This window comes from Nocardioides sp. P5_E3 (assembly GCF_054049275.1).
The window spans coordinates 1-26,900 of sequence record NZ_JBFUMR010000007.1 but is presented as its reverse complement, the minus strand read 5'-3'; the positions used below and the strand labels follow the sequence as shown (position 1 = coordinate 26,900).

The window sequence follows — 26,900 nt, the reverse complement described above, 5'->3', positions numbered from 1 at the left end:
GTGTCCACAGGGTCTGGGGATGAACTGTCGGACCGAACCACAACTTCTCCACACGCGAGGCAGGTCGCGGGCGGTTCGGGACGTCAGGCCTGGCGGGCCTGCATCTTGACCCGGTTGGTGAGCTCGCTGACCTGGTTGAAGACGGCGCGGCGCTCGGCGAGGAGCTGGCGGATCTTGCGGTCGGCGTACATCACCGTCGTGTGGTCGCGGCCGCCGAACTCGCGTCCGATCTGGGGCAGGGACATCGACGTGAGCTCGCGGCACAGGTACATGCCGATCTGGCGCGCCATCACCAGGTGGCGCCCGCGTGAGGGACCGGTGAGGTCCTCGAGCGAGACGCCGAAGTAGGCGGCCGTCTGGGCGATGATCAGCGCGTGCGTGATCTCGGGCTCGCCGCCCTCGGGGATCAGGTCCTTGAGCACGATCTCGGCCAGGGTCATGTCGACCTCCTGGCGGTTGAGGTTGGCGAACGCCGTCACCCGGATCAGCGCACCCTCGAGCTCTCGGATGTTGGTCTGGATCTTCGAGGCGATGAACTCGAGCACGTCCGGCGGCGCGGTGAGCCGGTCCATCGCGGCCTTCTTGCGCAGGATCGCGATGCGGGTCTCGAGGTCGGGCGGCTGGACGTCGGTGATGAGGCCCCACTCGAACCGGTTGCGCAGCCGGTCCTCCAGCGCCTCGAGCCGCTTGGGTGCGCGGTCGGAGGTCAGCACGATCTGCTTGTTGGCGTTGTGGAGGGTGTTGAACGTGTGGAAGAACTCCTCCTGGGTCTGCGTCTTGCCCTCGAGGAACTGGATGTCGTCGATCAGCAGGACGTCGACGTCGCGGTAGCGCCGCTTGAACCGGTCCTGCCGGTCGTCGCGGATCGCGTTGATGAACTCGTTGGTGAACTCCTCGCTGGAGACGTAGCGCACCTTGGCGTTGCTGTAGAGGCTGCGCACGTAGTGGCCGATCGCGTGCAGGAGGTGGGTCTTGCCCAGACCAGAGTCCCCGTAGACCAGCAGCGGGTTGTAGGCCTTGCCCGGTGCCTCGGCGACGGCCACCGCAGCGGCGTGCGGGAACCGGTTGGACGAGCCGATGACGAAGGTCTCGAAGGTGTACTTGGGGTTGAGGCGCGTCTCCAGGGCCGAGGATCGGCGCTCGCCGCTGACGCCGACCGGCTCGTGGGGCTCGATCGTGACCGGAGCGGGGGGCTCGTACGGCGTCTGGATGTTTGTCGACAAAGCGACAGATCCATCTGTCGATTCATCGATCTGCGGCTGGGTCTCCTCCTCGAGCGCCGGGTTGACCGTCACGAGCATCCGGATCTCGCGACCGAAGCCCTCGGTCAGCGCGTCCTCGATGTGGTTGCGTAGCCGGCCCTCGAGCTGGTTGCGGGTGAAGTCGTTGGGCACGGCGATGATCGCCGTGTTCTCGTGCAACGTCACCGGGACGCTCGGTCGCAGCCAGGCCCTCTGGTTGGGCTGGAGGTCCTCGACGATCTGCTGCCACGCCGTCCCGAGATCTACCTGCTGGTCGTCCACCCGGACCGCCTTCGCTTCTATCATGTCGTCGTGCTCGTGTGCTGCTCTGGATCCGGCCTCACAGGGACGGCGCCACCGATGTGACCGGTGAGGCTTCCACAGAGTTGTCCACAAGCTGTGAACTGCCGGGCCCGATCCGTGGGATCAGACCCCCACGGCCGCAACGGCTGGTGATCCTTCCAGCGTTTCCGCAGGTCAGAGACCGGTTCGAGTGGTCTGTGACCCGGATCACATGGTGTGCTGGACCCTGGTCGGACCGTGGTCGGGACTGACCGCGGAGGTCCCGAACGTAACAACCGGTGGAGGCGGGGAGCAAGATGTCATCCACAGGCAGACCAGCAGGGGCGGCTCGCGGGTTTGACCCCCACTTCGCCCGCCGCGTACCGTTGGCCGGTCGCTCCCCGTCGACGGGTGCCGCATGTCCACGATCCGCCACCTGGCGGCCGCGCGGACGGGCGGTGCCGGTTGAACGACCAGCACTGACGCCGTGTGGAGTGGACATCCCTCGAAACCTTCGGAGAAATAGCCGTGAGCAAGCGTACGTACCAGCCGAACAACCGTCGCCGTCACAAGGTGCACGGCTTCCGCCTGCGCATGCGGACCCGTGCCGGTCGCGCCATCCTGTCGGGCCGTCGTCGCAAGGGCCGCAAGAGCCTGGCCGTCTGACGGCCAGAGCCCGCGGCACACGCCGTTGCTCTCCGCTGTCCACCGCCTCACCACCGCTGACGGCTTCCGCCGCACGGTGCGTCAGGGGCGACGCGCCGGTTCGACGACCCTCGTGGTCCACCTGTGGGTGGACCGGGACGCCGCGCCGGCACCGGCGCAGGTGGGGTTCACGGTCGGAAAGGCCGTGGGCAATGCCGCCACGCGCAACCGTGTGAAGAGACGACTTCGGCACCTGACCCGGGAACACCTCGCTGCACTGGAGGAGCTCCCGGGTCGTGCTGCGCTCGTGGTTCGTGCGCTCCCGGCCTCGTCGGAGGCGTCGTACTCCTCCCTCGGTGCCGACCTCGCCCGTACCCTGAGCAGGGTGAGCTCGTCATGAAGCACCTCCTCATCGGCTTCATCCGGGCGTGGCGTTTCGCGATCAGCCCGCTCTACGGCCAGGTCTGCCGGTACCACCCGAGCTGCTCGGCGTACGCCCTCGAGGCCGTCACCGTGCACGGCTCGATCCGCGGCACCTGGCTCGCCGTACGCCGTATCGCCCGCTGCCACCCGTGGGCCGCCGGCGGCTACGACCCCGTTCCCCCCGGCGCCGGATCGGCCGGCCAGTCCTCATCCACGTCCACCGCAACTCGAGGAGCATGAGTGCTCGACTTCTTCGGCACCATCGGCGGCGCGATCATGGCGCCGCTCTACTACGTCATCTCGGCGGTGCTAGTGGGCTGGCACAAGCTGTTCGGCAGCATCTTCGGACCCGAGACCGGCATCGCGTGGGTGCTGTCGATCATCGGGCTGACGCTCGTGATCCGCATCGCGCTGATCCCGCTGTTCGTCAAGCAGATCAAGTCCAGCCGCAACATGCAGCTCATCCAGCCCAAGGTGCGTGAGCTGCAGAAGAAGTACGGCCACGACCGGGAGCGTCTCGCGCAGGAGACGATGAAGCTCTACAAGGACTCGGGCACCAACCCGTTCGCGTCCTGCCTGCCGATCATCCTCCAGATGCCGATCTTCCTGGCGCTGTTCCGGCTGATCGACCAGGCGGTGAAGAACCCCGCGGACCCCAAGGGCCTGATGACGGTCACGCTGAACGAGCAGTTCCGTGACGCGACGTTCCTCGGCGCGAAGATCTCCGACACCTTCCTCAACACCGACGACATCGGTGTGCGGGTGCTGGCGGCCTTCCTCGTGCTCGCCATGACGGCGACCACGTTCCTCACCCAGCGCCAGCTGATGAGCAAGAACATGCCGGCCGATGCGCTCTCCGGCCCCTACGCCCAGCAGCAGAAGATGCTCCTCTACGTCCTCCCGGTCGTGTTCGCCGTCGGTGGTATCGCGTTCCCGATCGGTGTCCTCTTCTACTGGACCACGTCGAACCTCTGGACCATGGGCCAGCAGTTCTACGTCATCCGCAACAACCCGGCCCCCGGCACGCCCGCGGCCGCCGCCAAGGAGGACCGCGACCGGGCGAAGGCCGCTCGCAAGGGGCAGAAGACGCCCGCGCAGATCGAGGAGGAGCGCCTCGCCGCCGAGGCCGAGGCCCGCCGCGCGGAGAAGTCCGACACCCGCCAGCAGCCCCAGCGGCAGTCCAAGTCCCAGCGCAGCAAGAAGAAGCGCTGACCCAGACCTCCCCTGACGACGCTCGCGAGGGTGTCGTCGTACCTGACCGAGAAGCAGGAGACACACGTGAGTGAGCAGCTGACCGACGGCGAGACCGCCGCCGAGACGACCGAGAACGACGAGCCGACCAGCGAGTCCACCGGGGCGGCCCGACCTTCCAAGGTAAAGCGCCTCGAGCACGAGGGCGACATCGCCGCGGACTACCTCGAGGAGCTCCTCGACATCGCCGACCTCGACGGTGACCTCGACATGGACGTGGAGGGTGACCGCGCGAGCGTGCAGATCGGCGGCGCCGACCTGAGCCAGCTCGTCGGTCGCAACGGCGAGGTGCTGGAGGCGCTCCAGGAGCTCACCCGCCTCGCGGTCTACCGCGAGACCGGCGAGCGGTCGCGTCTCATGCTCGACGTCGACGGCCACCGCGCCCAGCAGCGCGAGCGGCTGGTCGCCCTGGCCGAGACGTCCATCGCCGAGGTGAAGGAGTCCGGCGAGTCGGTCTCACTGGAGCCGATGAGCGCCTTCGAGCGCAAGGTCGTCCACGACGCTGTGGCCGCTGCGGGCCTGACGTCGGAGTCCGAGGGCGCTGAGCCCAAGCGGCACGTGGTGATCCTCCCGGCGTGAGCGACGACGTTTCACGTGAAACGGGTGGGTCGAGCAGGCCCCCCGGGGCCGTGTCGAGACCACCCTCCGTGCCTCCCGAGGCGCGGAGGGTGTTCGCGTCCGACCGCCTCGTGCTGGCCGAGCGCTACACCGAGCTGCTGGCCACCGAAGGTGTCCTTCGCGGGCTGATCGGGCCCCGCGAGGCACCGCGGCTGTGGGAACGTCACGTCCTCAACTCGGCCGTGCTCGGTGACGCCGTGCCGGAGGGCTCCTCGGTGTGCGACATCGGGACCGGTGCCGGTCTGCCTGGTCTGGTCCTGGCCATCGCCCGGCCGGACCTCGCGGTGACGCTGGTCGAGCCGCTCCTGCGACGTACGACGTTCCTCGACGAGGTGGTGGACGAGCTGGAGCTCAGCCACGTGACGGTGGTCCGCGGGCGCGCCGAGGACCTGCACGGGACGGCGACGTTCGATGTCGTCACGTCGCGTGCCGTCGCCCCCCTCGAGCGTCTGCTCGGGTGGTCGATGCCGCTCGTGTCCCCCACCGGTGCGACGGTGGCCATGAAGGGCCGCTCGATCCACGAGGAAGTCGCGGAGACACGGGACTTCCTGCGCCAATGGCGTTGTGGCGTGCCCGAGGTGTTCGAGGTGGGCGCCGGTCTTCTCGATCCCCCCACCACCGTGGTGCGGGTGCCGTGGGCCGACCCTTCCCGGATAGGTTGGCCCCTTGCCCGGAATCCCAAGCGGCGCCCCGGGCGTCGGGACCGTTCTGCGGTCGAGCGAGAGGTGAGCTGAGTTGAGCCAGGGCCCCAGTGACGACATGGGTTGGCGCAGCACGGGTGGCGACCCGTACCCGTTTTCCACCGCTCAAGAGGGCACCCCTGAGCGGGGATATCCACAGGATGGACGTGTTCATCCACAGGAAGTGGATAGCGCGGCCGTTTCACGTGAAACACCGGCGGACGACGTTTCACGTGAAACACGACCCGCCTGGCAGGTGCGGACCGCCGGCGACCTCGCCGGTCAGGACAACGACTTCGCTGACGCGGCTACACCGCTGGCGCAAGCCGCCCAGCATTCGGTCCTGGCGCGCACCGGCGGTCTGCGGAGGCAGGGCGTCCCTCGTCCGAACGCCACGCGTGTCCTCGTCGTCGCCAACCAGAAGGGCGGCGTCGGCAAGACCACGTCGACGGTCAACGTCGCTGCCGGCCTGGCGCAGCTCGGTCAGAAGGTCCTGGTCATCGACCTCGACCCGCAGGGCAACGCCTCGACGGCGCTCGGGATCGAGCACCACCGCGGGGTGCCGTCGACGTACGACATGCTCGTCGAGGGCGCTCCCCTCGCCGACGTGATGACCGAGTCGGCCGACCTCCCGGGCCTGTGGGTCGTCCCGGCGACGATCGACCTGGCCGGTGCCGAGATCGAGCTCGTCAGCATGGTCGCGCGCGAGCAGCGGCTCGACCGCGCGATCGCCGCCCACCCCCTGGTCGGCAGCGCGGCCGAGGTCGGCGAGGACCGCTTCGACTACGTCCTCGTCGACTGTCCCCCGTCGCTCGGCCTCCTCACGCTGAACGCGCTGGTCGCCGGCCGCGAGATGTTCATCCCGATCCAGGCGGAGTACTACGCCCTCGAGGGGCTCGGCATGCTCCTCGAGACCGTCGAGATGGTGCGCCAGCACCTCAACCCGCGGTTGGTCATCTCCACGATCCTGCTCACGATGTACGACGCCCGCACTCGCCTCGCCGCCGGCGTGGCCGACGAGGTGCGTGGCCACTTCGGCGACCAGGTCCTCAAGACTGCGGTCCCGCGGTCGGTCCGTGTGTCGGAGGCGCCGTCCTACGGCCAGACCGTGATGACCTACGATCCGGCGTCGGCGGGAGCGCTCTCCTACCTGGAGGCCGCCCGCGAGATCGCCAGCAAGGGAGCGCCCGCATGAACGAGGTCACCGCATGAACACCCCACGACGTTCTTCTCCTCCGCTCCGCTCCCCCGAACAACGCCGCGAGGACCCCGCATGAGCAGCAACGCACCGCGGCGCGGACTGGGGCGCGGCCTCGGCTCGCTGATCCCGACCGCTCCCAGCCAGCCGCTCCCGCCGCCGGCCGCGGCCGACCCAGCCTCGTCCTCGGCCGGCCCGAACGAGCCGGCCACGCCTGCCGCCCCCGTCCCAGACGGGTCGCAGGCCGTGGACGGCACCGTCGCCGGTGCCTACTTCGCGGAGCTGCCCATCGCGCAGGTCCGTCCGAACGCCCGCCAGCCGCGGCAGGTCTTCGAGGAGGAGGCGCTCGCCGAGCTGGTGCACTCGATCCAGGAGGTCGGCCTCCTGCAGCCCGTCGTCGTACGCCGCACCGGCGAGGACGCGTACGAGCTGATCATGGGCGAGCGTCGGTGGCGCGCCTCCCAGCAGGCCGGCCGCGACACGATTCCCGCGATCGTGCGCGAGACCGACGACGACGACATGCTCCGCGACGCGCTGCTGGAGAACCTCCACCGCTCGCAGCTCAACCCGCTCGAGGAGGCGGCGGCCTACGGCCAGCTGCTCGAGGACTTCGGCTGCACCCACGAGGAGCTCGCCCAGCGCATCGGCCGCTCGCGGCCGCAGATCTCCAACACGCTGCGGCTGCTGAAGCTGTCCCCTGCCGTCCAGCGTCGCGTCGCGGCCGGCGTCCTCTCGGCCGGACACGCCCGTGCCCTCCTCTCCGTCGACGACGCCGGACTCCAGGACAGGCTCGCTTCCCGGGTCACCGCAGAGGGCATCTCCGTGCGGGGACTGGAGGAGATCGTCTCGCTCCGCAGCGAGGAGGAGTCGGCTCCGCGCGTCCTGCGCAAGAAGCCCGTCGCCCCCGGTCTCGAGGAGCTGGGAGAACGCCTCTCGGACCGCCTCGAGACCCGCGTCAAGGTCGACCTCGGCAAGGCCAAGGGCAAGATCACGGTCGAGTTCGCCAGCCTTGACGACCTGCGTCGGATCGTCGACATCATGGACCCACGGAATCGCAACGACCGACCTATCTAGGTCCAGCCCGGCCAGATCATTGTCAGCGTCATACGGACTGGCACCCATGGGTGCTCATCTGTATGACGCAGGCGTCGGTCGCCATGCCTGCGTCATACCGAGCCGCACCGATGAGTGCCGGTCCGTATGACACAGTGCCACGTTCAATGTCGACAAAACGACAGATCGACCTGTCTACAAAGCGACCTGTCGATCTATCGCTTTGTCTTCTTCACGCGCTTCTCGGCCCGCTTGCGAGCGCGCTCCCGCTTCTCCTCGCCGTCGAGGCGAGCGGCCTCCTCCAGCGTGGGGGCGGAGCCGCCCATCGAGGCGGGCAGCCACCACGAGCCGGGAGGCTGCTCGTCGGCGGGGTAGTCGGCGATGGTGTCGCGGAGCATCTGCGACATCTGGGCGTGGAGCCTCGCGGTGTCGCCGACGGGGTCGTCACCGGTCGGGTTGATCGGCTCGCCGACCGTGATGGAGATGGTCTTGCCCCGGGAGAAGTCGCGGGGGTGGTCCTTGGTCATCATCCGCTGGGTGCCCCACAGGATCACGGGCACGACGGGTACGCCGGCCTCCGCGGCGATGCGTACGGCCCCGGTCTTGAACTCCTTGAGCTCCATGGCGCGGGAGATGGTCGCCTCGGGGAAGATCCCGACGGCCTCGCCCTGGCGCAGGCGGTCGACGGCCGCGTGAAAGCTCGCGATCCCCTCGCCCCGGTCGACCTCGATGTGGTGGAGCGAGCGCATGAGTGGGCCGACCCACCGGTGGTCGAACAGCTCGCGCTTGGCCATGAAGCGCACGAGCCGGCCGGACGGGTTGGCCGCCAGGCCGCCGTAGATGAAGTCGACGTAGCCGATGTGGTTGTAGGCCAGCAGCACACCGCCTTCGCGCGGGACGTGCTCGGTGCCGCTCATCCGGAAGCTCTGGCCAAGGGCCTTGAAGGCCGCCTTGGCGGTGACGATGATCGGCGGGTAGGTCACATCGCGCATGCGGAGGAGCCTAGGGTCAGCCGACCGTGGCCGCGACCCTTCGTGATCAGCGTCGCGTGGCGAGGAAGTCGGCGATCCGGCCGATGGCCTCCTCGAGGACCGATGCCTCGGGGAGCGTGACGAGCCTGAAGTGGTCGGTGTCGGGCCAGTTGAAGCCCGTCCCGTGCGTGACGAGAATCTTCTTGGCGCGAAGCAGCTCGATCACGAAGTCCTGGTCGTCGTCGATGGCGTAGACGTCCGGGTCGAGGCGCGGGAAGCAGTAGAGAGCGCCGCGGGGCTTGACGTTGCTGACGCCGGGGATCTCGTTGAGGAGCCGGTGGGCGAGCATCGACTGCTCGTAGAAGCGGCCACCGGGGCCGATCAGCTCCTCGATGGACTGGTAGCCGCCCAGGGCCGTCTGGATGGCGTGCTGCGCGGGCACGTTGGCGCACATCCGCATGTTGGCGATCAGCGTGAGGCCTTCGAGGAAGTCACCGGCGATCTCCTTCGGGCCGGAGATCATCACCCAGCCGGCGCGGTAGCCGCACACGCGATAGGCCTTCGAGAGGCCCGAGAACGTCAGGCACAGCACGTCGTTGCCGCCGTAGGTCGCCGCATGGTGGTGCTGCGCGTCCTCGAAGAGGATCTTCTCGTAGATCTCGTCGGCCATGACGACGAGCTGGTGCCGCCGGGCGATGTCGACGAGCGCCTTGACCGTGCTCTCGCTGTAGACCGCACCCGTGGGGTTGTTGGGGTTGATGATCACGATGGCGTGCGTGTTCTCGGTGATCTTCGACTCGATGTCGGCGAGGTCGGGGTTCCAGTCGGACTCCTCGTCGCACCGGTAGTGCACCGGGATCCCGCCGGCGAGCGTCACGGCGCCCGTCCAGAGGGGGTAGTCGGGCGCCGGCACCAAGATCTCGTTGCCATCGTCGACGAAGGCCTGCAGCACCATCGAGATCAGCTCGGAGACACCGTTGCCGATGAAGATGTCCTCGACGCCGACGTCGCGCAGGCCGTGGGACTGGTAGTAGTGCATGACTGCGGTGCGCGCCGACCAGATGCCCTGGCTGTCGGCGTACCCCTGCGACTGCGGCAGGTGGTGAATCATGTCGGCGAGGATCTGCTCGGGGGCCTCGAAGCCGAACGGCGCCGTGTTGCCGATGTTGAGCTTGAGGATCCGGTGGCCCTCGGCCTCGAGCCGCTGCGCCTCGACCAGGATCGGCCCGCGCACGTCGTAGCGGACACCTTGCAGCTTCTTGCTCTGTCGGATCGGGCGCACGCCTCATCCTCTCAGGCGCCTTCCGGCGCTAGCATCGGGAGCGTGTCCCGCAAGACCGCGCGCCTGACGGTCGACCATCTCGCGGAGCTGGCCGACCCGGTGCGGTCGTGCCTGTTCTGGGAGCTCTCGCCCGTCGACCGGGCACGGCTCGACCACGACGAGCGGATCGCGGAGAAGGAGAACTGGCTCTCGACGGTGCTGCGTGACTGGGGCTCGTGCGGGCGGGTCGTACGCCTCGACGGGCGCACCGTCGGGCACATCGTCTACGCGCCGGCGGCGCGGCTGYCCGGGGCGGCCACCCTGCCGACGGCGCCGGGCTCGCCCGACGCGATCATCGCGGCGACCGCGTGGGTCGAGCCGGGCCTGCGACGGGGCGGCCTCGGCCGGCTGCTCGTGCAGGCGATGGCAGCCGACCTGGTCGAGCGCGGCCACTCCGCCATCGAGGCGTACGGCGACACGCGGGGGCAGACGACGGGATGCGTGCTGCCGGCCGAGTTCCTCGGCGGCGTGGGCTTCAAGACCCAGCGCGCGCACCCCACCACCCCGCGGATGCGGATGGAGCTGCGGACGGCGCTGAGCTGGAAGGACGAGGTCGAGCTCGCCCTCGAGAAGGTCTGGGGGGTCGTCCGCCCCACGCAGAAGGCGACCCGCCCGATCGGATCGGTGCGGGTCGCCTCTCGCGACTAGACGTGGTGAGATCTCGATACAGCCCTGTCGCGACTTCGTACCTCAGTCGCGGGGCCACTCGATCTGGCCACGCCCACGTGCCGAGCGCAAGCGCCCGTCACTGCGTGGCTCAGATGATGCCGTCGAGCTCCTTGAGGAGCGCAGCCTTGGGCTTGGCGCCCACGATGGACTTCACGACCTCGCCACCCTGGTAGACGTTGATCGTCGGGATGCCGGTGACGCGGTAAGACGAGGGGGTCACGGGGTTCTCGTCGACGTTCATCTTGAGGAAGGTGAGCTTCTCACCGTGCTCGGCGTTGAGCTCGTCGAGGATCGGGGCGACCTGGCGGCACGGACCGCACCACTCAGCCCAGAAGTCGACCAGGACGGGCTTGTCGGACTTGAGGACCTGCGCCTCGAACTCGGCGTCGGTCACGGCGGCGATGTTGGCCACGGTTGGTGCCCCTTTCAGGAGGTCTGTTCGGCGATGTCTACTGAACACCGCCCCACCGACAGTTGTTCCCGTCTGCGGGGCGGGACGAGCGGAGGTCAGGCGCCGGCCGTCTGCACCTGCTCCTCGATGGCGTGCACGGTCGCCGCAGCGTCGCCGGCGGTGGACGCCTCGTGGTCGAGCGCGGCGATGAAGCGCTCCGCGTCGAGGGCGGCGGCGCAGCCGGTGCCGGCAGCGGTGATGGCCTGGCGGTAGTGGTGGTCGACGAGGTCGCCGGCCGCGAAGACGCCCGGCAGGTTGGTGGCCGTCGAGGGGTGGGAGACCAGGACGTAGCCGTCGTCGTTGAGGTCGACCTGTCCGGTCAGCAGCTCCGAACGCGGGTCGTGGCCGATCGCGATGAACATGCCGGTCACGTCGAGCTGCCGCTCGTCGCCGGTGACGGTGTCGCGCAGGGTGATCGACTCGAGCTTGTCGGCACCGTTGATGGCCGCGACCTCGGAGTTCCAGACCATCTCGAGCTTGGGGTCGGCGAAGGCTCGCTCCTGCATGATCTTGGAGGCGCGCAGCTCGTCGCGGCGGTGGATCAGGTAGACCTTCGAGCCGAAGCGGGTCAGGAAGGTCGCCTCCTCGATCGCGGAGTCGCCGCCGCCGATGACGGCGATGGCCTGCTCGCGGAAGAAGAAGCCGTCGCACGTCGCGCACCACGAGACGCCGCGGCCGGAGAGCTCTTCCTCGCGGGGCAGGCCGAGCTTGCGGTAGCTCGAGCCCGTGGAGAGGATCACCGACCGGGCGGTGTAGGTGTCGGTGGCGGTCTTCACGACCTTCACGTCACCGGTCAGGTCGACCTCGATGACGTCGTCGGAGACCAGCTCGGCGCCGAACCGCTCGGCCTGGGCGCGCATCTCGTCCATCAGGGCCGGGCCCATGATGCCGTCGCGGAAGCCGGGGAAGTTCTCCACCTCGGTGGTGTTCATCAGCGCGCCACCGGCGGTGACCGAGCCCTCGAAGACGAGCGGGTTGAGCGAGGCGCGAGCCGCGTAGACGGCGGCCGTGTAGCCCGAGGGCCCCGAGCCGATGATGATGACGTTGCGGGTCTCGGTGCTGGTGCTCATGTGGGTCAATCACTCCTGCTGGCTTGCTGGTACGGGGTGGTGAGGTACGTCGTCCTCAACCGATCGTAGGCGACCGTTGTTCCACGCCCGCCCGCACCGCTCAGGGCGCGGGCAGCGTGATCGTACGCACCGGAACGGCCTCGCCGCACACGTAGAGCTCGACGCCCTGTGCCTGGTCGACGGGGCGACGGAACACGACGACCCCGGTCCGGCCGTCGACCTCCGCGGCGACGAGGGCGGCGGCCCTGCCCGGACGGGGTACGTCGCAGCCCCGGAGCGCGTCGAGCGTGGCGAGCTGTTGGCGACGGGTGGCGCCCTCCGCTCGCAGGGCGAGGAGCTGGTCGTCGAGGTCGGCGTCGGCCGTCGACAGGCTCGGCACCCCGGCGAAGGGGGTGGCGGGCGAGCTCTTCAGCGACTCCGGCGCGGGCTCGGAGGCGGCACCGGAGTCCCCGCCCTGGTCGGCGCCGGAGCTGGTGCTCGAGTCGGCGCTGGACCCCCCGGCCTCGGGGGACTCGGCGAGCGAGGAGTCGGACTGCGAGCCGGCACTCGACTCGCTGGAGGAGTCGTTGCCGCCGCGGGGGAGGGCCTGGCCGATCGCGACACCCGCGACGACGACGGAGGCGGCGGCCAGCAGGCCGATGCCCGCCACCCGGCGTCGGCGGGAGCCGAGATCGACGACGCGTCCCGGCGAGCGGTCGTCGTTCTCGGTCGCGGGGGCGACGGTGCGCTCCGACACGCGCTCGGCCACGCGTTCGGACATGAGGGAGGCGAGGGTCTCGTCGAGGCGGGCGACGACGTCGGGAGGCGGCGGCCCGTCGTGACGGGCGTCCGCGAGCAGGCGTCGTACGGCCTCCTGCTCGGGCGGGAGTCCGGAGGACTCGGACATCGGCGGTCACCTCCTCGGGTGTCGCGGTGGTGCGGGGGACGGGTGCGGGTGGGGATGCTCAGGGCGCGGGAGGACCGCGTGGCCGCACGATGCGTTGGACGGGACCGTCCGGGGGCGGGTTCCCGTGAGGCGGGTCACCGGCGGGGTGGCGCAGGTCGGCGAGCAGCGCGGCGAGCTTGGTGCGACCCCGCGAGCAGCGCGACTTCACGGTGCCCTCCGCGCAGCCCAGCATCTCGGCCACCTCGGCGACGGGGTAGCCCTCCATGTCGACGAGGACGAGCGCGGCACGCTGCTCGGCGGGCAGCGTGGCGAGCGCGTCGAGCACCCGGCGTCGCTGCTCGGCGTCCTCTGCGACCGACTCGGGCTGGTCGTCGTGCACGGCGGTCGCCACCACGGTGCCGCGGTCCTCGACGTCGTCCGGCATGGACTCGAAGCGGCGGATCTTCGCGGCCCGGAGGCGATCGAGGCAGGCGTTGACGACGACGCGGTGCAGCCACGTGGTCACGGCGGCTTCCCCGCGGAAGGAGCCCGCCCGCCGGAAGGCGGCGATCATGCCGTCCTGCAGCCCGTCGGCGGCGTCCTCCGGGTTGCCCATCGTGCGGAGCGCGACCGCCCACAACCGGTCGCGGTGGCGGGCGAACAGCTCGCCGAAGGCGGCGGCGTCACCGTCGACGTGGGCCTGGAGGAGGTCCCGGTCGGAGCGCTCGTCGCTCGTCGGGGTGTGGGTCACCCGGGGTCCCGTGGGGTGGTCATCCGAGCACCTGCACCTCGGTGATCGTGCCGCGGAACCCGTCGCTGACCTGCGGCAGCAGCGTCAGCCAGACGGTGACGTACTGGCCCGACACCGGCTCCGTGAGGTCGATGGTCAGCTCGCCGTCGCCCGACGCGGTCCCGACGGGGGTCAGCCCGGACACGCCCGTGGGGGGCTCCGAGGTGACGTACGCCGCCAGCGAGGTCTGACCACCCGCCGTGGTGACCAGCACCTGGCGGACGGCCTTGGTCGTGCCGAGGTCGATGACGAGGCCGACGCCGGTCTTGAGCCCGGCGGGGCCGAAGTTCTGCTCGTAGGTCGAGGTGGACCACGAGGTCGCGGGGTCGCCGTCGAGGACGTTGGGGACCGAGTCCGGGTTCTCCTCCCGCGGAGCCGCTCCCTGCGGGTCGAAGTCGTTGGCGGTCAGGTCGGCGAACGGTGTCGGCGCGGCGGCGCTCGGGGTGGTCGTGGACGTCGGCTCCTCGCTGGAGCCGGGCGTCGGTGGCTTCAGGCCGAGCTGGTAGGCCGCGACGGCTGCCACGCCCACGAGCAGGCAGATGCCCACGATGATCGCCAGCCGGATCCAGGTGCGCCCCGGCACCTGGTCGCCGGTGTCGTCGAACCCGTCGCCGGTGTCCCACCGGTCCTCGGTCCACGAGCCGGAGGACCACGACCCGGTGTCGCGGCCCACCGGGCGCACCCCCGAGTCGCGGTTCGGGTCCACGCCGGAGTCGTGGCTGGAGTCCCACGGCCAGTACGCCGGGTTGGTGACGGCGCGGCTGCCCGGACGGGGACGGCGTACGGGCTCGCCCTCCGGCGGGTCGGGCGCGAAGAGCGGCTTGGGCGCCGGGTCGGCGAAGGGCGGCGGTGGGGCGGGCTTCTCGGAGCGTGCGCGGAGCCAGTCGACCTCGTCGTCGTCGTGGAAGACCGGCATCCCGGCCTGCGTGGGCAGGTCGGTGCTCGACGGCGCCGGGTCGTCGGGCGGCTCCTCGGCCCGGACGGCGGTCGTCACCTCCGGCTCGGGCTCGCCCGGGGGGTCGGCAGGACGGTCGTCCGAGGGGTCGGCGGGGAGGTCGGGCACCTCCACGTCGGCACCCGGCTCGAGGTCGGCCGCCGGCACGACCGGCACCACCGTGGTGGGGGCGACGGCCGAGGTGGGAGGCGGGGTGGCGAGGGAGGACGGCTGGGGCGACGGCTGGGGGGCCGGCTGGGGGGTCGGCTGGGGGGTCGGTCGCGTGCCCGGGACCGCGACGTGGGTGCCGGTCATCTCGCCGACGTGCTCGAGGAGCAGGTCGCGGATGCTGCGCGCGGACGGGTGCGGGCGGTCGGACTCCCGCTGCGGGTTGAGCACCTGGTCGCACAGGGCGTCGAGCACGCGCGGGATGCCCGCCCGGACGCGCCGAGGGCGCAGCACCTCGCCGTGCACCTCTGGGGCCGGCGGCAACGCCGACGGCGAGACACCGGCCCACTTGCCGGTGAGCGCGCAGTAGAGGAGGCCGGCGAGGTCGATCTCGTCGACGTTGACCCGGCCCGCGGGCAGGCCGCGGAGCGCCGCCTCGACCCCGAAGCCGATGATCCGCACCTGCCCGTGCTGGTCGATCAGCACGTGCTCGGGCGTCAGGCAGCCGTGGGCGAGGCCGACGTCGTGGGCCTCGACGAGGCTGTCGGCGACTTCGGCCACGAGCCAGGCCGCACGTCGGGGGGCGAGCGGTCCCTCGCGGGTGAGCAGGATGTCGAGGGAGTCGCCCTGGCCCCACTCGTTGACGACGAAGCAGCGCCCTTCGGCGGCCTCGGCGTCGAGGACCCGCAGCAGCCGCCGGTCGATGACGGGCCCGGTGCGGCGCGCCGCCTCGAGGAGCGGTTGGGCGCGGTCGTCGTCCGCGGCGAGGATGTGCACGGCCACCGGGCGGTGGAGGACGAGGTCGTGGGCGCGCCAGAACCGACCCGCCCCGGACTCGGCGAGGAGGTCGTCGAAGCGGTAGCGCCCGGCGAGCACGTCACCCGCCTGCATCGACATCGGCATCGCTCACCCCACCTTCCTCGCCTGTCCCACTGCTGAGGCCACTCTAAGGAGTCTCACCCGCGCCGGAGGCGCGCCGCGACGGTGTCGACCAGGTTGGTGACCTCCCGCACCCGCAGCAGGCGGGCCCCGACGAGGAAGATCAGCATCCCGGCCGCCGCGCTCAGGCCTCCGCGCAGCAGCGACGGGAGCGGTCCGGGGTACTCACCCATGCCGGCGAGGGCACGTTCCACCCCCCACGCGGCAGCGCCGGTGAACGCCAGCACCAGGGCCATCCGCACCAGGAACCGGAGCAGCTGCGGGGTCTCCAGGCCGCCGACCCTGCGGCGGAGGAGGACGAAGCTCACGACCGCGCCGACGGTGTAGGACGCCAGGTAGGCGACGACGAGCATGGGCGCGGTGTCCTCCGGCGGCCGGGAGGGCACCAGCAGGAGGGCGACGACGACGTTGGTCGTCGACACCGCGAGCTGGATGAAGAAGACCAGCCGCGTCATCTCCATGGCGTAGAAGCCGCGGAGCATGAAGTAGTGCACGGTGAAGACGACCAGCGCGGGTCCGAAGACCGCCAGGGTCGGGGCGAAGGCGGCCGCCTCCTCCGGGTTGTCCCAGCCGAAGGCGAAGCCGGCGACGTCGCCCGCCGTGATCGGCAGCAGCAGCGCGAACGGCAGCACCAGGGCGAGCGCCGTGCGGAGCGTCGACCCGACGGTGCGGCCCAGCTCGGGCAGCCGGCCCTCGTGGGCGTACGACGAGAGCCGCGGCAGGATCGCCGTCGCCAGCGAGACGGTGACGATGGCGTGCGGCACCATCATGATCAGCAGGCTGTTGGAGTAGACGAGGTAGCCGGTGCCGTCGCCGCCGCCGACCGTGCCGCCCGACGCGAGCTTGACCACGACGAGGTACGCCGCCTGGGTGACGACCACGAACAGCACCGTCCAGCTGCCCAGGGACAGCGTCTTCGCCAGCTCGGGGTCGCGGAAGTCGAAGCGGGGTCGGTAGGTGAACCCCGAGGCGCGCAGGTAGGGCACGAGGACGAGGAACTGGACCACGATCCCCAGCGTCGAGCCGAGGCCGAGCATGACCTCCTGGCTGGTGCTGAGCGCCTCGGACCGGGCCGCGCCGTCCCCGGTCGGTCCGAAGAAGATGAGGTAGGTGACCAGCATCAGGACCGACAGCAGGTTGTTGGCGATCGGCGCCCACATCATCGGACCGAAGCGCCCGCGGGCGTTGAGGACCTGCCCGACGAGGACGTACATGCCGTAGAAGAAGACCTGCGGCAGGCACCAGCGGGTCAGGGAGACGATCGACTCCAGCTGGGTGACCCGGTCCGGGTCGAGGTAGCGGCTGTCGAGGTAGAGGCGCAGCAGCAGCGGTGCGGCGACGACCAGGACGATCGTGACGACACCCAGGAAGAGCGCCGAGAGGGTGATCACCCGGCTGGCGTAGGCGTCGCCGCCGTCGGCGTCCTCCTTGATCCGCCGGACCAGCTGCGGCACCAGCACCGCGTTGAAGATGCCTCCGGCCAGGAGGATGTAGACCATGTTGGGCAGCGTGTTGGCGATCGCGAAGAGGTCGCCCCGCAGGCCCGACCCGAGGGCGACCACCAGCAGCGCGGCGCGCACGTAGCCCGACGCGCGGGACAGGACGGTGCCCGCCGCCATGATCGCCGACGAGGCCAGGACCTTCTGGTCGCTCTGGTCGCTCACGATCGCTCCACCGCCGGGGTCCCCGCTGCGGGTCCGTCCGCCGGCGCCGGCTCGAGGTCGGGCTCGGGATCGGGCTCGCGGTCGGGCTCGGGATCGGTTGCTGGGTCCGGCTCGGCCTCGGGCTCGCTGTCGGCGGCGGCGAGCTCGGCGCGACGGGCCCTGATCTGGCCGGGCAGGCGGTAGCCGATCATCCCGAACAGCACGAGCGCACCGAGGGCCATCACGATCCAGATGATCGCGCTCACCCGGGCAGCCCGGATGGGCAGCGAGTCGAAGGACCCGAGCGGCACGCCGTCGAGGCTGGTGACCGAGAGGCGGACGTTGTGCACGCCCGCCCGGCTGGTGGTGGCCTCGAACCGGACGACGCTGCGCGCACCGGGACCGAGGCGTCGTACGCCGCCGCCGCTGAGCGTCAGCTCGCCGTCGGTCCGCACCTGCACCCGCACCTCGACCGGCTGGTCGAGGCCGTTGACGAGCGTGACGCCGAGGGGGCCGGAGTCGCTGGAGAGGGTGACAGCCGGGGGTGCCTCGATCTCGACCTTGCCGAGGTCGGTGCGGATCGACTCCTCGACCCGCTCGGCCGCGCCGACGGCCAGCCCGGGTCGCTCGCGGTGCTGCTCGGACAGGGTGACCAGCAGCTCGTCGCGCACCTGCGCCTCGATGGTCGTCACCGGGATGACCACCTGCTCCAGCAGCGTGGCGGCCCCGCCGGCGCGGTTGGCCGCGGAGAAGGCCTCGGGACCGAGCTCGTCGTCGATGTCGTCGTCGGTGTAGGTGAGGCTCGCGGCCGGGACGCCCTTGGGCGTGCGGGCGGCGATGTCCCCGAGGGGGACCAGGTCGAGCCACGACTGCTCGAGGTCGGTGAAGAACGACGCGGCGTCCTCGCCTCGCCACACCGTCGGCAGGGTGACGACGAGCGGCGCGGTGTCGTCGGCCTCGAGGCGCAGGGCGGCCTCGCTGAGCAGCCGCTGCCGCAGGGCGAGGGGGTCGTTGGACGCCGTCGGGGCCGGTCCGCCCGCCTCCGCGCCGGTGCTCGTGACCACCACCTCGTGCCCGAGCAGCCGGACGACGGACGTCGGGCTGGTGGGCGGGATGGCGAAGGCGTTGTCCCCCAGCAGGATCGTCGTGCCCAGGGGCATGGCGGCGACAGCCTCGGGGCTGAGCAGGTCGTTCTCCGGCGCCACGGTCGGCTGGGACGGCAGCGCCAGGGCGGTCATCACCTCGGCGCCGCGGGCGACCGCCTGGTCGAAGCGGGGGCGGTCGTTCCGGATCGACGCGGAGACGTCGATGTCGCCGTAGGGCAGCGTCAGCACCGGTGTCGCGCCCACGAGCAGCTTGAACCGCTCCAGCCACGCCGCGGCGGAGGCCGCCAGCTGCGCATCCTCGTCGGACGGCTCCTCGGTGGGGACCGGCTGGGTCGGGGTGAGCGTCTCGCCCGGCGTGGTCGGTGTCTCCTCACCGTCCGCGGGCGGCTCCACGGGTGCGGGCTCCTGCCCGGGCACGTTGGGGTCGGGGGTGAGGGTGCGCGGCGGGTTGCCGTTCGCGAGGCGCGCCAGCGTGTGGAGGACGGCGGGGTCCACCAACCAGCTGTACGGCGCGGAGCCGGCGGAGTCGGCCATGTCGAGGACGCCGTCGAGGCTGCCCCCCTCCGCGAGCCGCTTCGCCCAGCGGTCGGTGCCGGCGACGGCGCCGTCCTCGTCGAACCACACGCGGCTGCGGATCGGGAGGATCACCGAGGCCTCGCGTGGCTGGGCGCCTCCTGATGCCACTCGGGGGATGAAGGTGCGCGCCCGGCCGTCGGCGACGAGGTCGCGCGGGACCGAGCTGTCGCCGAGGGCGTGGATGCCGATCCAGTAGATGCCCGGCTCACCCGAGGTGGCCAGGAGCTCGACGGGCACGGAGTCGTTGAAGGTGGCGGAGGCTCCCGGGGCCAGCTCGTCGATGGTGTCGAAGGTGCCGGGCACGGTCACCCGGTCGCCGACGAACAGGGTGGGGTCGATCGTGGCCGACTGGGAGAGCGTGAGCGGGTCGCGGATGGGCGTCTCGGAGGAGAAGGCGTGCAGGTTGACCCGCGTGAAGGTCTCGTCGCTGACGTTGGTGACGGTCCCGCCGATCTCCACGTCACCGCTCTCCGGCAGGACGGGGCTCATGGTGTCGATGTGCACGAGGAGCGGGTCGCCGTCCCTGGCAGGAGCGGGGGCAGGGGCGGGGGCAGGGGCGGGTGCGAGCGCGGCCGCACCGGGCGCGAGGAGACCCGCGCTCGCGACGCCGAAGGTCAGGAGCCCCGCCAGGGCAGCACGGAACGACGACGGGCGGGGCACGCACCGATGCTAGTTGTTCGGCACCACCCGGCCGGCACGTAGAGTGGCCTGTCGTGTCCGACGCCGCACTGCAGCCCCTCACGATCGTCGAGATCCAGCGCCGCGTCGGCGAGGAGCTGGACCGCATCGGGTCGGTCATCGACGAGCTCGGCGCCCTGTTCAGCGACGCCGGCGAGGAGCTGGCGCTGGTCGGCGGCCCGGTCCGCGACGCGATGATCGGTCGGCTCCAGAACGACCTCGACTTCACCACCTCCGCGCGGCCCGACGTCACCGAGCGCCTCGTCTCCGACTGGGCCGACGCCGTGTGGGACATGGGCCGCGACTTCGGCACGATCGGCTGCCGCAAGGGACCGTGGCAGGTCGAGATCACCACCTACCGCTCCGAGAGCTACGACCCCTCCTCGCGCAAGCCCGACGTCGACTTCGGTGACTCCCTCGAGGGTGACCTGGGTCGCCGCGACTTCAGCGTCAACTCGATGGCGGTGCGGGTGCCGGGCCGCGAGTTCGTCGACCCGTTCGGCGGGATCGTCGACCTGGCCGAGCGGGTGCTGCGCACCCCCGGCACCCCCGAGGACTCCTTCTCCGACGACCCGCTGCGGATGATGCGTGCCGCCCGCTTCGCCGCGCAGCTGGGTTTCGCCGTCGCGCCCGAGGTGGTCGAGGCGATGACCGCGATGGCCGGCCGGATCGAGATCATCTCGGCCGAGCGGGTCCGCGACGAGCTGGTGAAGCTGGTGTGCGCCCCCCACCCCCGGCTCGGGCTCACGCTGCTCGTCGAGACCGGCCTGGCGTCGTACGTCCTGCCGGAGCTGCCCGCCCTCGCCCTCGAGCGAGACGAGCACCACCGCCACAAGGACGTCTACGAGCACACCCTCACTGTCCTCGAGCAGTCGATCGACCTCGAGCAGCGCCTGGGCGGCGGGCCCGACTTCGTCGCCCGCTTCGCCGCGCTCATGCACGACGTCGGCAAGCCGCGGACCCGGCGCTTCGAGACCGGGGGTGTCGTGACGTTCCACCACCACGACGTCGTCGGGGCCAAGCTGACCCGCAAGCGGATGAAGGCGCTCCGCTTCTCCAACCACGACATCGAGGCGGTCTCGCGCCTGGTCGAGCTGCACCTGCGCTTCCACGGCTACGGCTCGGGGGAGTGGACCGACAGCGCCGTACGCCGCTACGTCCGCGACGCCGGCGACCAGCTCGAGCGGCTGCACATCCTCACCCGCGCCGACTGCACCACCCGCAACCAGCGCAAGGCCGACCGCCTGCGCCGGACGTACGACTCGCTCGAGGAGCGGATCGCCCGGCTGTCGGAGGAGGAGGAGCTGGCCTCGATCCGGCCCGACCTCGACGGCAACCAGATCATGCAGGCCCTCGACATCGGCCCCGGTCGCGAGGTGGGCCAGGCCTACGCCTTCCTCCTCGAGCTGCGGATGGACGAGGGCCCGCAGACCCCCGAGCAGGCCGAGGCCGCGCTGCGCGCCTGGTGGGCCGCTCGCTCCTGAGCGGGTCTCAGGCGCTGCGGTCGCGGACCGCGGCGTCGAGCCAGGCCGGGAAGGCCGACAGGTCGTCGAGCACGACGTCGGTGCCCGCCTCCTCGAGCTCGGCCCGCGTGCACCCGCCGGTCAGCACCGACACGCTGAGCACGTCGGCGGCCCGGGCGCCCTCGACGTCGTGCACGTGGTCGCCGACGTAGGCCAGCGCTCCCTCCCGGCGCAGGACCTCGGCCTTGCCGACGCCCCACACCCAGCTCTCGAGGTGGTCGGCCTCGAGGCCGAGGTGGTCGAGGTGCAGCTGGGCGTTGGGGCCGTACTTGCCGGTGACGACGAGCACCCGGCCCCCGTGGGCGCGCACCGCGGCGAACGCCTCGTGCGCCCCGGCCAGCGCGGGCACCGTCGTGATCGCGTGGTCGGGGTAGAGGGCGCGGAACCGGTCACCCGCCGGGCCGACCTGGTCCGGCGACAGGTGCGGTGCGAGGAGGTGGTCGAGGGGCGGACCGAGCCGCGCCGTCATCTCCTCGACCGGGAAGTCCACGCCGAGCTCGGCGCCGAGCGCGAGCAGCACCTGCCGGAACCCGGCCGCGGTGTCGATCAGGGTGAGGTCGAGGTCGAAGCCGACCACGAGGGGGGTGCGTGCGGTCACGGCCGCGAGCGTACGCACCACCCTCCGCAGCACGCAGGCCCCGCCCCCACGGAGGGGACGGGGCCTGCGTCGACCTGGCGCGGGGCCAGGGGTGGGGTCACTCGCCCGCGATGAACTTCTCCAGCTCGGCGCGACCGAGCTCGTCGGCCATCTGCACCGGCGGGGACTTCATGAGGTAGGCCGAGGCGGGGAGGATCGGGCCGCCGATGCCACGGTCCATGGCGATCTTGGCCGCACGGACGGCGTCGATGATGATGCCGGCCGAGTTGGGGGAGTCCCAGACCTCGAGCTTGTACTCGAGGTTGAGGGGGACGTCACCGAACGCGCGACCCTCGAGGCGGACGTAGGCCCACTTGCGATCGTCGAGCCACGCGACGTAGTCCGACGGACCGATGTGGACGTTGCGGTCGCTGACCTTGTCGGCGAGCTCGCCGGTGAGGTTCGACGTCACGGCCTGGGTCTTGGAGACCTTCTTGGACTCCAGGCGCTCGCGCTCGAGCATGTTCTTGAAGTCCATGTTGCCGCCGACGTTGAGCTGGTAGGTGCGGTCCAGCGCGACGCCGCGGTCCTCGAACAGCTTCGCCATCACGCGGTGGGTGATGGTGGCACCGACCTGGCTCTTGATGTCGTCACCGACGATCGGGACGCCGGCGTCCTCGAACTTCTTGGCCCACTCGGGGTCGGAGGCGATGAAGACGGGCAGGGCGTTGACGAAGCCCACGCCGGCGTCGATCGCGCACTGGGCGTAGAACTTGTCAGCCTCCTCGGAGCCCACCGGGAGGTAGGAGACGAGGACGTCGACCTCGGCGTCCTTGAGCGCCTGGACCACGTCGACCGGGTCGGCGCCGGACTCCTCGATGGTCTGGCGGTAGTACTTGCCGAGGCCGTCGAGCGTCGGGCCGCGCTTGACCTCGACGCCGAGCGTCGGGACGTCGGCGATCTTGATCGTGTTGTTCTCCGAGGCGTTGATGGCCTCGGACAGGTCCTTGCCGACCTTCTTGTCGTCGACGTCGAAGGCGACCACGAACTCGACGTCCTTGACGTGGTAGTCACCGAAGACGACGTGCATGAGCCCGGGGACGGTCCCGGTCGGGTCCGCGTCCTTGTAGTACTCAACGCCCTGGATGAGGGAGGTGGCGCAGTTGCCGACTCCCACGATCCCTACTCGTACCGAACCCATGGGGCTCTCCTTCTCATCGCTGGTCGTGCTGGCTGGTTGTGGCTGGTTGAAGGTGTTCAGTCGTTCGTGGTCGGTGCTGGTGCTGGTGCTGGAGCAGGCGCGGGACGTACGTCGCTGCGCTCGGCCTGGATCAGGTCCGAGAGCCACCGCACCTCGCGCTCCACCGACTCCACCCCGTGGCGCTGGAGCTCGGCGGCGTAGCGGTTGACCTCGGCCTGGGTGCGCTCGAGCTCTCCCTGCACGCGCGCGAGCCGCTCCTGCAGACGCGAGCGGCGTCCCTCCAGGACGCGGAGCCGGATCTCCATGTCGGTGGAGGAGAAGAACGCGAACCGGATGTCGAAGTTGTCGTCCTCCCACGCGGTGGGGCCGACCTCGGTCATGAGTCGCTGGAAGTGCTCGTTGCCGGCGGGCGTGACCTCGTAGGTGATGCGCGGGCGCCGGGTGGCTGCCGTGGCAGGAGCCGCGACCTCGGTGATGAGGTTGGCGCGGAGCATCTTCTTCAGCGCGGGGTAGAGCGAGCCGTAGGACAGCACGCGACCCCACCCGAGCATGAGGTTGAGCCGCTTGCGGAGCTCGTAGCCGTGCATGGGTCCCTCGTGCAGCAGTCCGAGGACTGCGAGCTCGATGGTGTCGCCACGACGTGCCATGTGACCTATCGTACCGATATATCCGGGCACGACGAATCGGGGTTGTCGTACCCCTCCCCGTACCCTGTTGCCCTGTGAGTGCTAAGAAGCGGCGGGCCGACGGCAAGGCCCAGACACGACGGCCCCAGGCGAGGCGCACCGGCAAGCAGCGGGCGGCCCGGGTCGCGAAGATCCTGGCGATCGTGGGCGTCGTCGGTGCCCTGGTCCTCGGCGGAGTCGTCGTGGTCCTCTACCAGGCGATCAGCATCCCGGAGCCCAACGAGGACTTCGAGGCGCAGACCACCTTCGTCTACTACCGCGACGGTGAGCAGCAGCTCGGCACCTACTACGAGGACCAGAACCGGGTCTCGATCCCGCTGGCCGACATGCCCGAGTCCATGCAGGACGCGGTGGTCGCCGCGGAGAACCAGACCTTCTGGACCGACAAGGGCATCGACCCCAAGGGCATCGCGCGCGCCCTCTTCTCCAACGCCCGCGGCAACGACCGGCAGGGTGCGTCCACGATCACCCAGCAGTACGTCAAGATCCTCTACCTGACCAGCGAGCAGAGCTACAAGCGCAAGATCCGCGAGGCGGTCGTGTCGCTGAAGATCCAGCAGGAGCTGAGCAAGGAAGAGGTGCTCGAGGGCTACCTCAACACCATCTACTTCGGTCGCGGCGCCTACGGCATCGAGGCCGCCTCCGAGGCCTACTTCGACCACCCGGCCAAGGACCTCAACCTGCGTGAGTCCGCCGTGCTCGCCACGGTGCTCAACAACCCCTCGAAGTACGACCCGGCCAACGGCAAGGAGGCCAAGGACGACCTCAAGGGCCGCTACTCCTACGTCCTCGACAGCATGGCCGAGATGGAGACGATCACGCCCGAGCAGCGTGACAAGGCGCTGAAGAAGCTGCCGAAGTTCCCCAAGATCGCGGCGCAGAGCCAGTTCGGCGGCCAGCGCGGCCACATGCTCGCGCTCGTCAAGCAGGAGATCCTCGCCCGCGGCATCGCCACCGAGGACGAGATCGACGGCGGTGGTCTGCGCATCACCACCACGTTCGACCCGACGGTGATGACCGACGTCGAGGAGGCCGTCGACGAGCAGCGCCCCGACGCCGGCATGCCCGGCCCGGCCGGCAACAAGGACCTGCACATCGGCGCCGCCACGGTCGACACCTCGACCGGCGAGCTGCTCGGCTTCTACGGCGGCCAGGACTACCTCGACTCCCAGATCAACTGGGCGGTCTCGGGTGGCATGGCCGGCTCGACGATGAAGGCGGCCACCGACGTGGCGGCCATCCGTGACGGCTTCTCGCTCAACGACACCTTCGAGGGCAACAGCCCCATCGACATCGCCGGCACCGAGTTCAGCAACCAGGGCGACACCGACTACGGCTCGGCCGTGTCGATGCTGTCCGCCACCGAGAACTCGGTCAACACCGCCTTCGTCGACATGGTCGACTCGATGGACGACGGGCCGCAGAAGGTCATCCAGGCCGCCGAGGACCTCGGCATCCCGGGCAACGAGACGGAGCGGTGGGGCATCCCGCGCCGCTCGATCGACTTCCAGGAGAACGTCGGCGTCACCCTCGGCACGGCCCAGGTCAGCCCGATCAACATGGCCAACGCCTACGCGACCCTCGCCAACAACGGCGTCCGCAACGAGGTCCACGTCCTGCAGAAGGTCGTCGACCAGAGCGGCGAGGTCCTCTACGAGGCCAAGCCGCGCAGCAAGGAGACCGTCGACCCCGACATCTCGGCCGACGTGACCTACGCACTGCAGCAGGTCGTCCAGTCCGGGTCGGGCACCGAGGCACTGGCCCTCGATCGCCCCGCGGCGGGCAAGACCGGCACGGCCACCAACGACGACGACGAGGTCTCCTCCTCGTGGTTCGTCGGCATGACCCCGCAGATCTCGACCGCAGTGATGTACGTCCGCGGCAAGGGTCGCGAGGGCCTCGACGTCCCGCGGCCCGACGGTGCCGACCTGTGGCTGCCGACCAGCTCCGACGGCAAGTCCGGCTACTTCGGCGGCAACTACCCCGCCAAGACCTGGACCTCGATCATGGGACGGGTGATGGAGGGCAAGGACGTCGAGGACTTCCCCGAGCCCGTCTACGTCGACGGTGACGCGCCGGACGAGGGCCACGACTACACCCCGCCGCCGCCCCCGCCGCCGTCCTCGTCCGCGCCGCAGCCGTCCAACACGCCGACCGAGTCCGCCGGCCCGCCCACCGAGACGCCGACGGAGACGCCCACGGAGACCCCGACGGAGACGCCGGTTCCGACCGAGGTTCCCGTCCCGACCGAGACGCCCGTCCCGACGACGCCGCCCCCGACGACGCCGCCCCCGCCCCCTCCGACCGAGACGGCTCCGCCGCCGACCACCCCGCCGCCGACCACCCCGCCGCCGAGCGGGCGCTTCCAGCCGCGCCAGCCGCTGGCCGACCTCCGCCGCTGAGCACGACGGTGGAACACCGCGACCGCTCCTCGCCCGAGGTCGACACCGGTGACCACGACGCGCCCACGCGCACCGACCCGGTCGCCGCGGCGATGTCGGAGGTCGTCGGCGGCCCACTGGGCGACCACGCCGGCGGGCACCGGTGGTGGAGCGCTGCGCACGTGCTGACCGGCGCCACGGCGCTCACCCTCGCCGCCGGCATGCTGAGCAAGACGGCGTGCGTGCCGACCGGGTGGGGCAACGAGCACCAGCCCTACGCCGAGCTGTGCTGGACCGACCTCGCCGGCACGTCGGTCGACGCCGGGGCTCCGCCGCGGGTGGCCACGTGGCTGCAGCGAGCGGCCGAGTGGCTGCCCGGCACCGGAGCCGTGGCGACCACGGCCGTCCTCGCCGTCGTCCTCGCCGCCCTCGCCCTGCTGGCCACCGCGCTGCTCGTCCGCGTCGACGCGCGCCGACCCTGGGCGGCGGCCGGGTGGGCGATCGCTCCCGTGCTCCTCGTCCACTGGCTGTCGTGGGAGCTGGTGGCGGCGGTCGGCGTGGCCGTGCTGCTGTGGGGCTGGACCACGGGCCGCACGTGGCTCGCCGGGGTCGGAGCCGGTGTGGGGGCGGCGTTCGCGCTGCCGGTCGCCGCCGCCTTCGTTGCCGTGGTCGCCGTGGGCGGTCGCACCCGCGACCGTGTCGACGCGCTGCTCGCCGCCGCCGCGGCCTATGTCGTCGTCACCCTTCCCGGCCGCGCGACCGCGGAGACCCCCGACATCGGGTCGATCTGGTTCCTCCTCGCCCGGACGGGCCCCGGCGCGTCCACCGCGACACGCACCGTCGTCCAGGTCGTGGTCCTCGCCCTGGCGGCGGGCGCCGTGTGGTGGCTGGTCCGGCGGGCCGGGCGCCCCAGCCCGCTCACGACCGCCCGCGCCGGCCTGGTCCTGCTCGCCGCGGCAC

General features: G+C 71.0%; 24 protein-coding genes and 1 pseudogene. 12 read left to right on the top strand and 13 right to left on the bottom strand.

The features are described 5' to 3' along the window. Positions 1-83: 83 nt before the first annotated feature. The gene (gene dnaA, locus ACXJKB_RS05690) at positions 84-1,547 is read right to left on the bottom strand and encodes a chromosomal replication initiator protein DnaA (RefSeq protein WP_457186257.1); all 1,464 of its coding nucleotides are present in this window, start codon (positions 1,545-1,547) and stop codon (positions 84-86) included. 504 nt (positions 1,548-2,051) lie between these two features. Between dnaA and rpmH the strand changes: the two genes are divergently transcribed. The 8 genes from rpmH to ACXJKB_RS05650 all read left to right on the top strand — a co-directional run bounded on the left by rpmH (position 2,052) and on the right by ACXJKB_RS05650 (position 7,412). Further along, positions 2,052-2,189: a 50S ribosomal protein L34 gene (rpmH, locus tag ACXJKB_RS05685; RefSeq protein ID WP_300048438.1), complete on the top strand. Its 138-nt coding sequence runs from the start codon at positions 2,052-2,054 to the stop codon at positions 2,187-2,189. Further along, entirely contained in the window at positions 2,128-2,568 is a 441-nt protein-coding gene (rnpA, locus tag ACXJKB_RS05680) for a ribonuclease P protein component (protein WP_457186254.1), read from the top strand. The genes rpmH and rnpA overlap by 62 nt, the downstream gene beginning before the upstream one ends. After that, positions 2,565-2,831: a membrane protein insertion efficiency factor YidD gene (yidD, locus tag ACXJKB_RS05675; protein WP_457186252.1), complete on the top strand. Its 267-nt coding sequence runs from the start codon at positions 2,565-2,567 to the stop codon at positions 2,829-2,831. The genes rnpA and yidD overlap by 4 nt, the downstream gene beginning before the upstream one ends. Further along, positions 2,832-3,803, top strand: a complete 972-nt coding sequence (gene yidC / locus ACXJKB_RS05670) for a membrane protein insertase YidC (RefSeq protein WP_457186250.1) — start codon at positions 2,832-2,834, stop codon at positions 3,801-3,803. Between the two features lie 42 nt (positions 3,804-3,845). Further along, complete coding sequence (locus ACXJKB_RS05665; RefSeq protein WP_457186561.1) at positions 3,846-4,421, top strand: Jag family protein; 576 nt, start codon at positions 3,846-3,848, stop codon at positions 4,419-4,421. An 89-nt stretch (positions 4,422-4,510) separates the two neighbouring features. Further along, on the top strand, positions 4,511-5,194 hold the full coding sequence (rsmG, locus tag ACXJKB_RS05660) for a 16S rRNA (guanine(527)-N(7))-methyltransferase RsmG (RefSeq protein ID WP_457186248.1): 684 nt from the start codon (positions 4,511-4,513) through the stop codon (positions 5,192-5,194). A gap of 202 nt (positions 5,195-5,396) precedes the next feature. Then, positions 5,397-6,335, top strand: a complete 939-nt coding sequence (locus tag ACXJKB_RS05655) for a ParA family protein (RefSeq protein WP_457186246.1) — start codon at positions 5,397-5,399, stop codon at positions 6,333-6,335. A 78-nt stretch (positions 6,336-6,413) separates the two neighbouring features. Next, positions 6,414-7,412: a ParB/RepB/Spo0J family partition protein gene (locus ACXJKB_RS05650; protein WP_457186244.1), complete on the top strand. Its 999-nt coding sequence runs from the start codon at positions 6,414-6,416 to the stop codon at positions 7,410-7,412. A 194-nt stretch (positions 7,413-7,606) separates the two neighbouring features. Here the strand turns inward: ACXJKB_RS05650 and ACXJKB_RS05645 are convergent, their stop codons facing one another. Next, positions 7,607-8,383: a lysophospholipid acyltransferase family protein gene (locus ACXJKB_RS05645; RefSeq protein WP_457186242.1), complete on the bottom strand. Its 777-nt coding sequence runs from the start codon at positions 8,381-8,383 to the stop codon at positions 7,607-7,609. A gap of 46 nt (positions 8,384-8,429) precedes the next feature. Then, positions 8,430-9,644 (bottom strand): pyridoxal phosphate-dependent aminotransferase, encoded by a 1,215-nt coding sequence (locus ACXJKB_RS05640; protein WP_457186240.1) that lies wholly within the window; start codon positions 9,642-9,644, stop codon positions 8,430-8,432. Positions 9,645-9,686: 42 nt separating this feature from the next. Between ACXJKB_RS05640 and ACXJKB_RS05635 the strand changes: the two genes are divergently transcribed. Then, on the top strand, positions 9,687-10,331 hold the full coding sequence (locus tag ACXJKB_RS05635; RefSeq protein WP_457186238.1) for a GNAT family N-acetyltransferase: 645 nt from the start codon (positions 9,687-9,689) through the stop codon (positions 10,329-10,331). 109 nt (positions 10,332-10,440) lie between these two features. On the opposite strand, the gene trxA is transcribed toward ACXJKB_RS05635, so the two are convergent. From trxA to ACXJKB_RS05600, 7 genes are all read right to left on the bottom strand, one after another. Next, positions 10,441-10,764, bottom strand: coding sequence for a thioredoxin (gene trxA, locus ACXJKB_RS05630; RefSeq protein WP_299930264.1), 324 nt, complete (start codon positions 10,762-10,764; stop codon positions 10,441-10,443). A gap of 95 nt (positions 10,765-10,859) precedes the next feature. Then, complete coding sequence (gene trxB, locus ACXJKB_RS05625) at positions 10,860-11,873, bottom strand: thioredoxin-disulfide reductase (RefSeq protein WP_457186236.1); 1,014 nt, start codon at positions 11,871-11,873, stop codon at positions 10,860-10,862. Positions 11,874-11,973: 100 nt separating this feature from the next. Then, positions 11,974-12,759 (bottom strand): hypothetical protein, encoded by a 786-nt coding sequence (locus tag ACXJKB_RS05620; protein WP_457186234.1) that lies wholly within the window; start codon positions 12,757-12,759, stop codon positions 11,974-11,976. Positions 12,760-12,817: 58 nt separating this feature from the next. Beyond that, the gene (sigM, locus tag ACXJKB_RS05615; protein ID WP_457186232.1) at positions 12,818-13,489 is read right to left on the bottom strand and encodes an RNA polymerase sigma factor SigM; all 672 of its coding nucleotides are present in this window, start codon (positions 13,487-13,489) and stop codon (positions 12,818-12,820) included. A gap of 19 nt (positions 13,490-13,508) precedes the next feature. Next, positions 13,509-15,533, bottom strand: coding sequence for a hypothetical protein (locus tag ACXJKB_RS05610; RefSeq protein WP_457186230.1), 2,025 nt, complete (start codon positions 15,531-15,533; stop codon positions 13,509-13,511). 53 nt (positions 15,534-15,586) lie between these two features. Continuing rightward, positions 15,587-17,233 carry a murein biosynthesis integral membrane protein MurJ gene (murJ, locus tag ACXJKB_RS05605; protein WP_457186228.1) on the bottom strand — a complete coding sequence of 549 codons (1,647 nt, stop codon included), beginning with the start codon at positions 17,231-17,233 and terminating at the stop codon, positions 15,587-15,589. After that, positions 17,230-19,554 (bottom strand): DUF6049 family protein, encoded by a 2,325-nt coding sequence (locus ACXJKB_RS05600; protein WP_457186226.1) that lies wholly within the window; start codon positions 19,552-19,554, stop codon positions 17,230-17,232. Before ACXJKB_RS05600 ends, murJ begins: the two co-directional genes overlap by 4 nt. Before the next feature lie 92 nt (positions 19,555-19,646). Between ACXJKB_RS05600 and ACXJKB_RS05595 the strand changes: the two genes are divergently transcribed. Then, a complete protein-coding gene (locus tag ACXJKB_RS05595) occupies positions 19,647-21,056 on the top strand; it encodes a CCA tRNA nucleotidyltransferase (protein WP_457186559.1) in 1,410 nt (469 codons plus the stop codon). A 7-nt stretch (positions 21,057-21,063) separates the two neighbouring features. Here ACXJKB_RS05595 and ACXJKB_RS05590 read toward each other — a convergent pair whose 3' ends face one another. The 3 genes from ACXJKB_RS05590 to ACXJKB_RS05580 form a co-directional block, all read right to left on the bottom strand. Continuing rightward, positions 21,064-21,693, bottom strand: a complete 630-nt coding sequence (locus ACXJKB_RS05590) for an HAD family hydrolase (RefSeq protein ID WP_457186224.1) — start codon at positions 21,691-21,693, stop codon at positions 21,064-21,066. 97 nt (positions 21,694-21,790) lie between these two features. Continuing rightward, the gene (locus ACXJKB_RS05585; RefSeq protein WP_457186222.1) at positions 21,791-22,873 is read right to left on the bottom strand and encodes an inositol-3-phosphate synthase; all 1,083 of its coding nucleotides are present in this window, start codon (positions 22,871-22,873) and stop codon (positions 21,791-21,793) included. 56 nt (positions 22,874-22,929) lie between these two features. Next, complete coding sequence (locus ACXJKB_RS05580; RefSeq protein ID WP_457186220.1) at positions 22,930-23,520, bottom strand: PadR family transcriptional regulator; 591 nt, start codon at positions 23,518-23,520, stop codon at positions 22,930-22,932. Between the two features lie 74 nt (positions 23,521-23,594). On the opposite strand from ACXJKB_RS05580, the gene ACXJKB_RS05575 reads away from it, so the two are divergent. Both ACXJKB_RS05575 and ACXJKB_RS05570 read left to right on the top strand, forming a co-directional pair. After that, complete coding sequence (locus ACXJKB_RS05575) at positions 23,595-25,961, top strand: transglycosylase domain-containing protein (RefSeq protein ID WP_457186218.1); 2,367 nt, start codon at positions 23,595-23,597, stop codon at positions 25,959-25,961. Positions 25,962-25,969: 8 nt separating this feature from the next. Beyond that, positions 25,970-26,900: pseudogene (locus tag ACXJKB_RS05570) on the top strand (hypothetical protein); the annotation flags it as partial.

What these genes read in the sequence shown, in the direction of transcription:
- trxB (WP_457186236.1), bottom strand. Translation starts at nt 11,873, where the DNA reads ATGAGCACCAGCACCGAGACCCGCAACGTCATCATCATCGGCTCGGGG.
- ACXJKB_RS05580 (WP_457186220.1), bottom strand. Translation starts at nt 23,520, where the DNA reads ATGGCACGTCGTGGCGACACCATCGAGCTCGCAGTCCTCGGACTGCTG.
- ACXJKB_RS05610 (WP_457186230.1), bottom strand. Translation starts at nt 15,533, where the DNA reads ATGCCGATGTCGATGCAGGCGGGTGACGTGCTCGCCGGGCGCTACCGC.
- dnaA (WP_457186257.1), bottom strand. Translation starts at nt 1,547, where the DNA reads ATGATAGAAGCGAAGGCGGTCCGGGTGGACGACCAGCAGGTAGATCTC.
- ACXJKB_RS05650 (WP_457186244.1), top strand. Translation starts at nt 6,414, where the DNA reads ATGAGCAGCAACGCACCGCGGCGCGGACTGGGGCGCGGCCTCGGCTCG.
- ACXJKB_RS05645 (WP_457186242.1), bottom strand. Translation starts at nt 8,383, where the DNA reads ATGCGCGATGTGACCTACCCGCCGATCATCGTCACCGCCAAGGCGGCC.
- yidD (WP_457186252.1), top strand. Translation starts at nt 2,565, where the DNA reads ATGAAGCACCTCCTCATCGGCTTCATCCGGGCGTGGCGTTTCGCGATC.
- ACXJKB_RS05620 (WP_457186234.1), bottom strand. Translation starts at nt 12,759, where the DNA reads ATGTCCGAGTCCTCCGGACTCCCGCCCGAGCAGGAGGCCGTACGACGC.
- ACXJKB_RS05585 (WP_457186222.1), bottom strand. Translation starts at nt 22,873, where the DNA reads ATGGGTTCGGTACGAGTAGGGATCGTGGGAGTCGGCAACTGCGCCACC.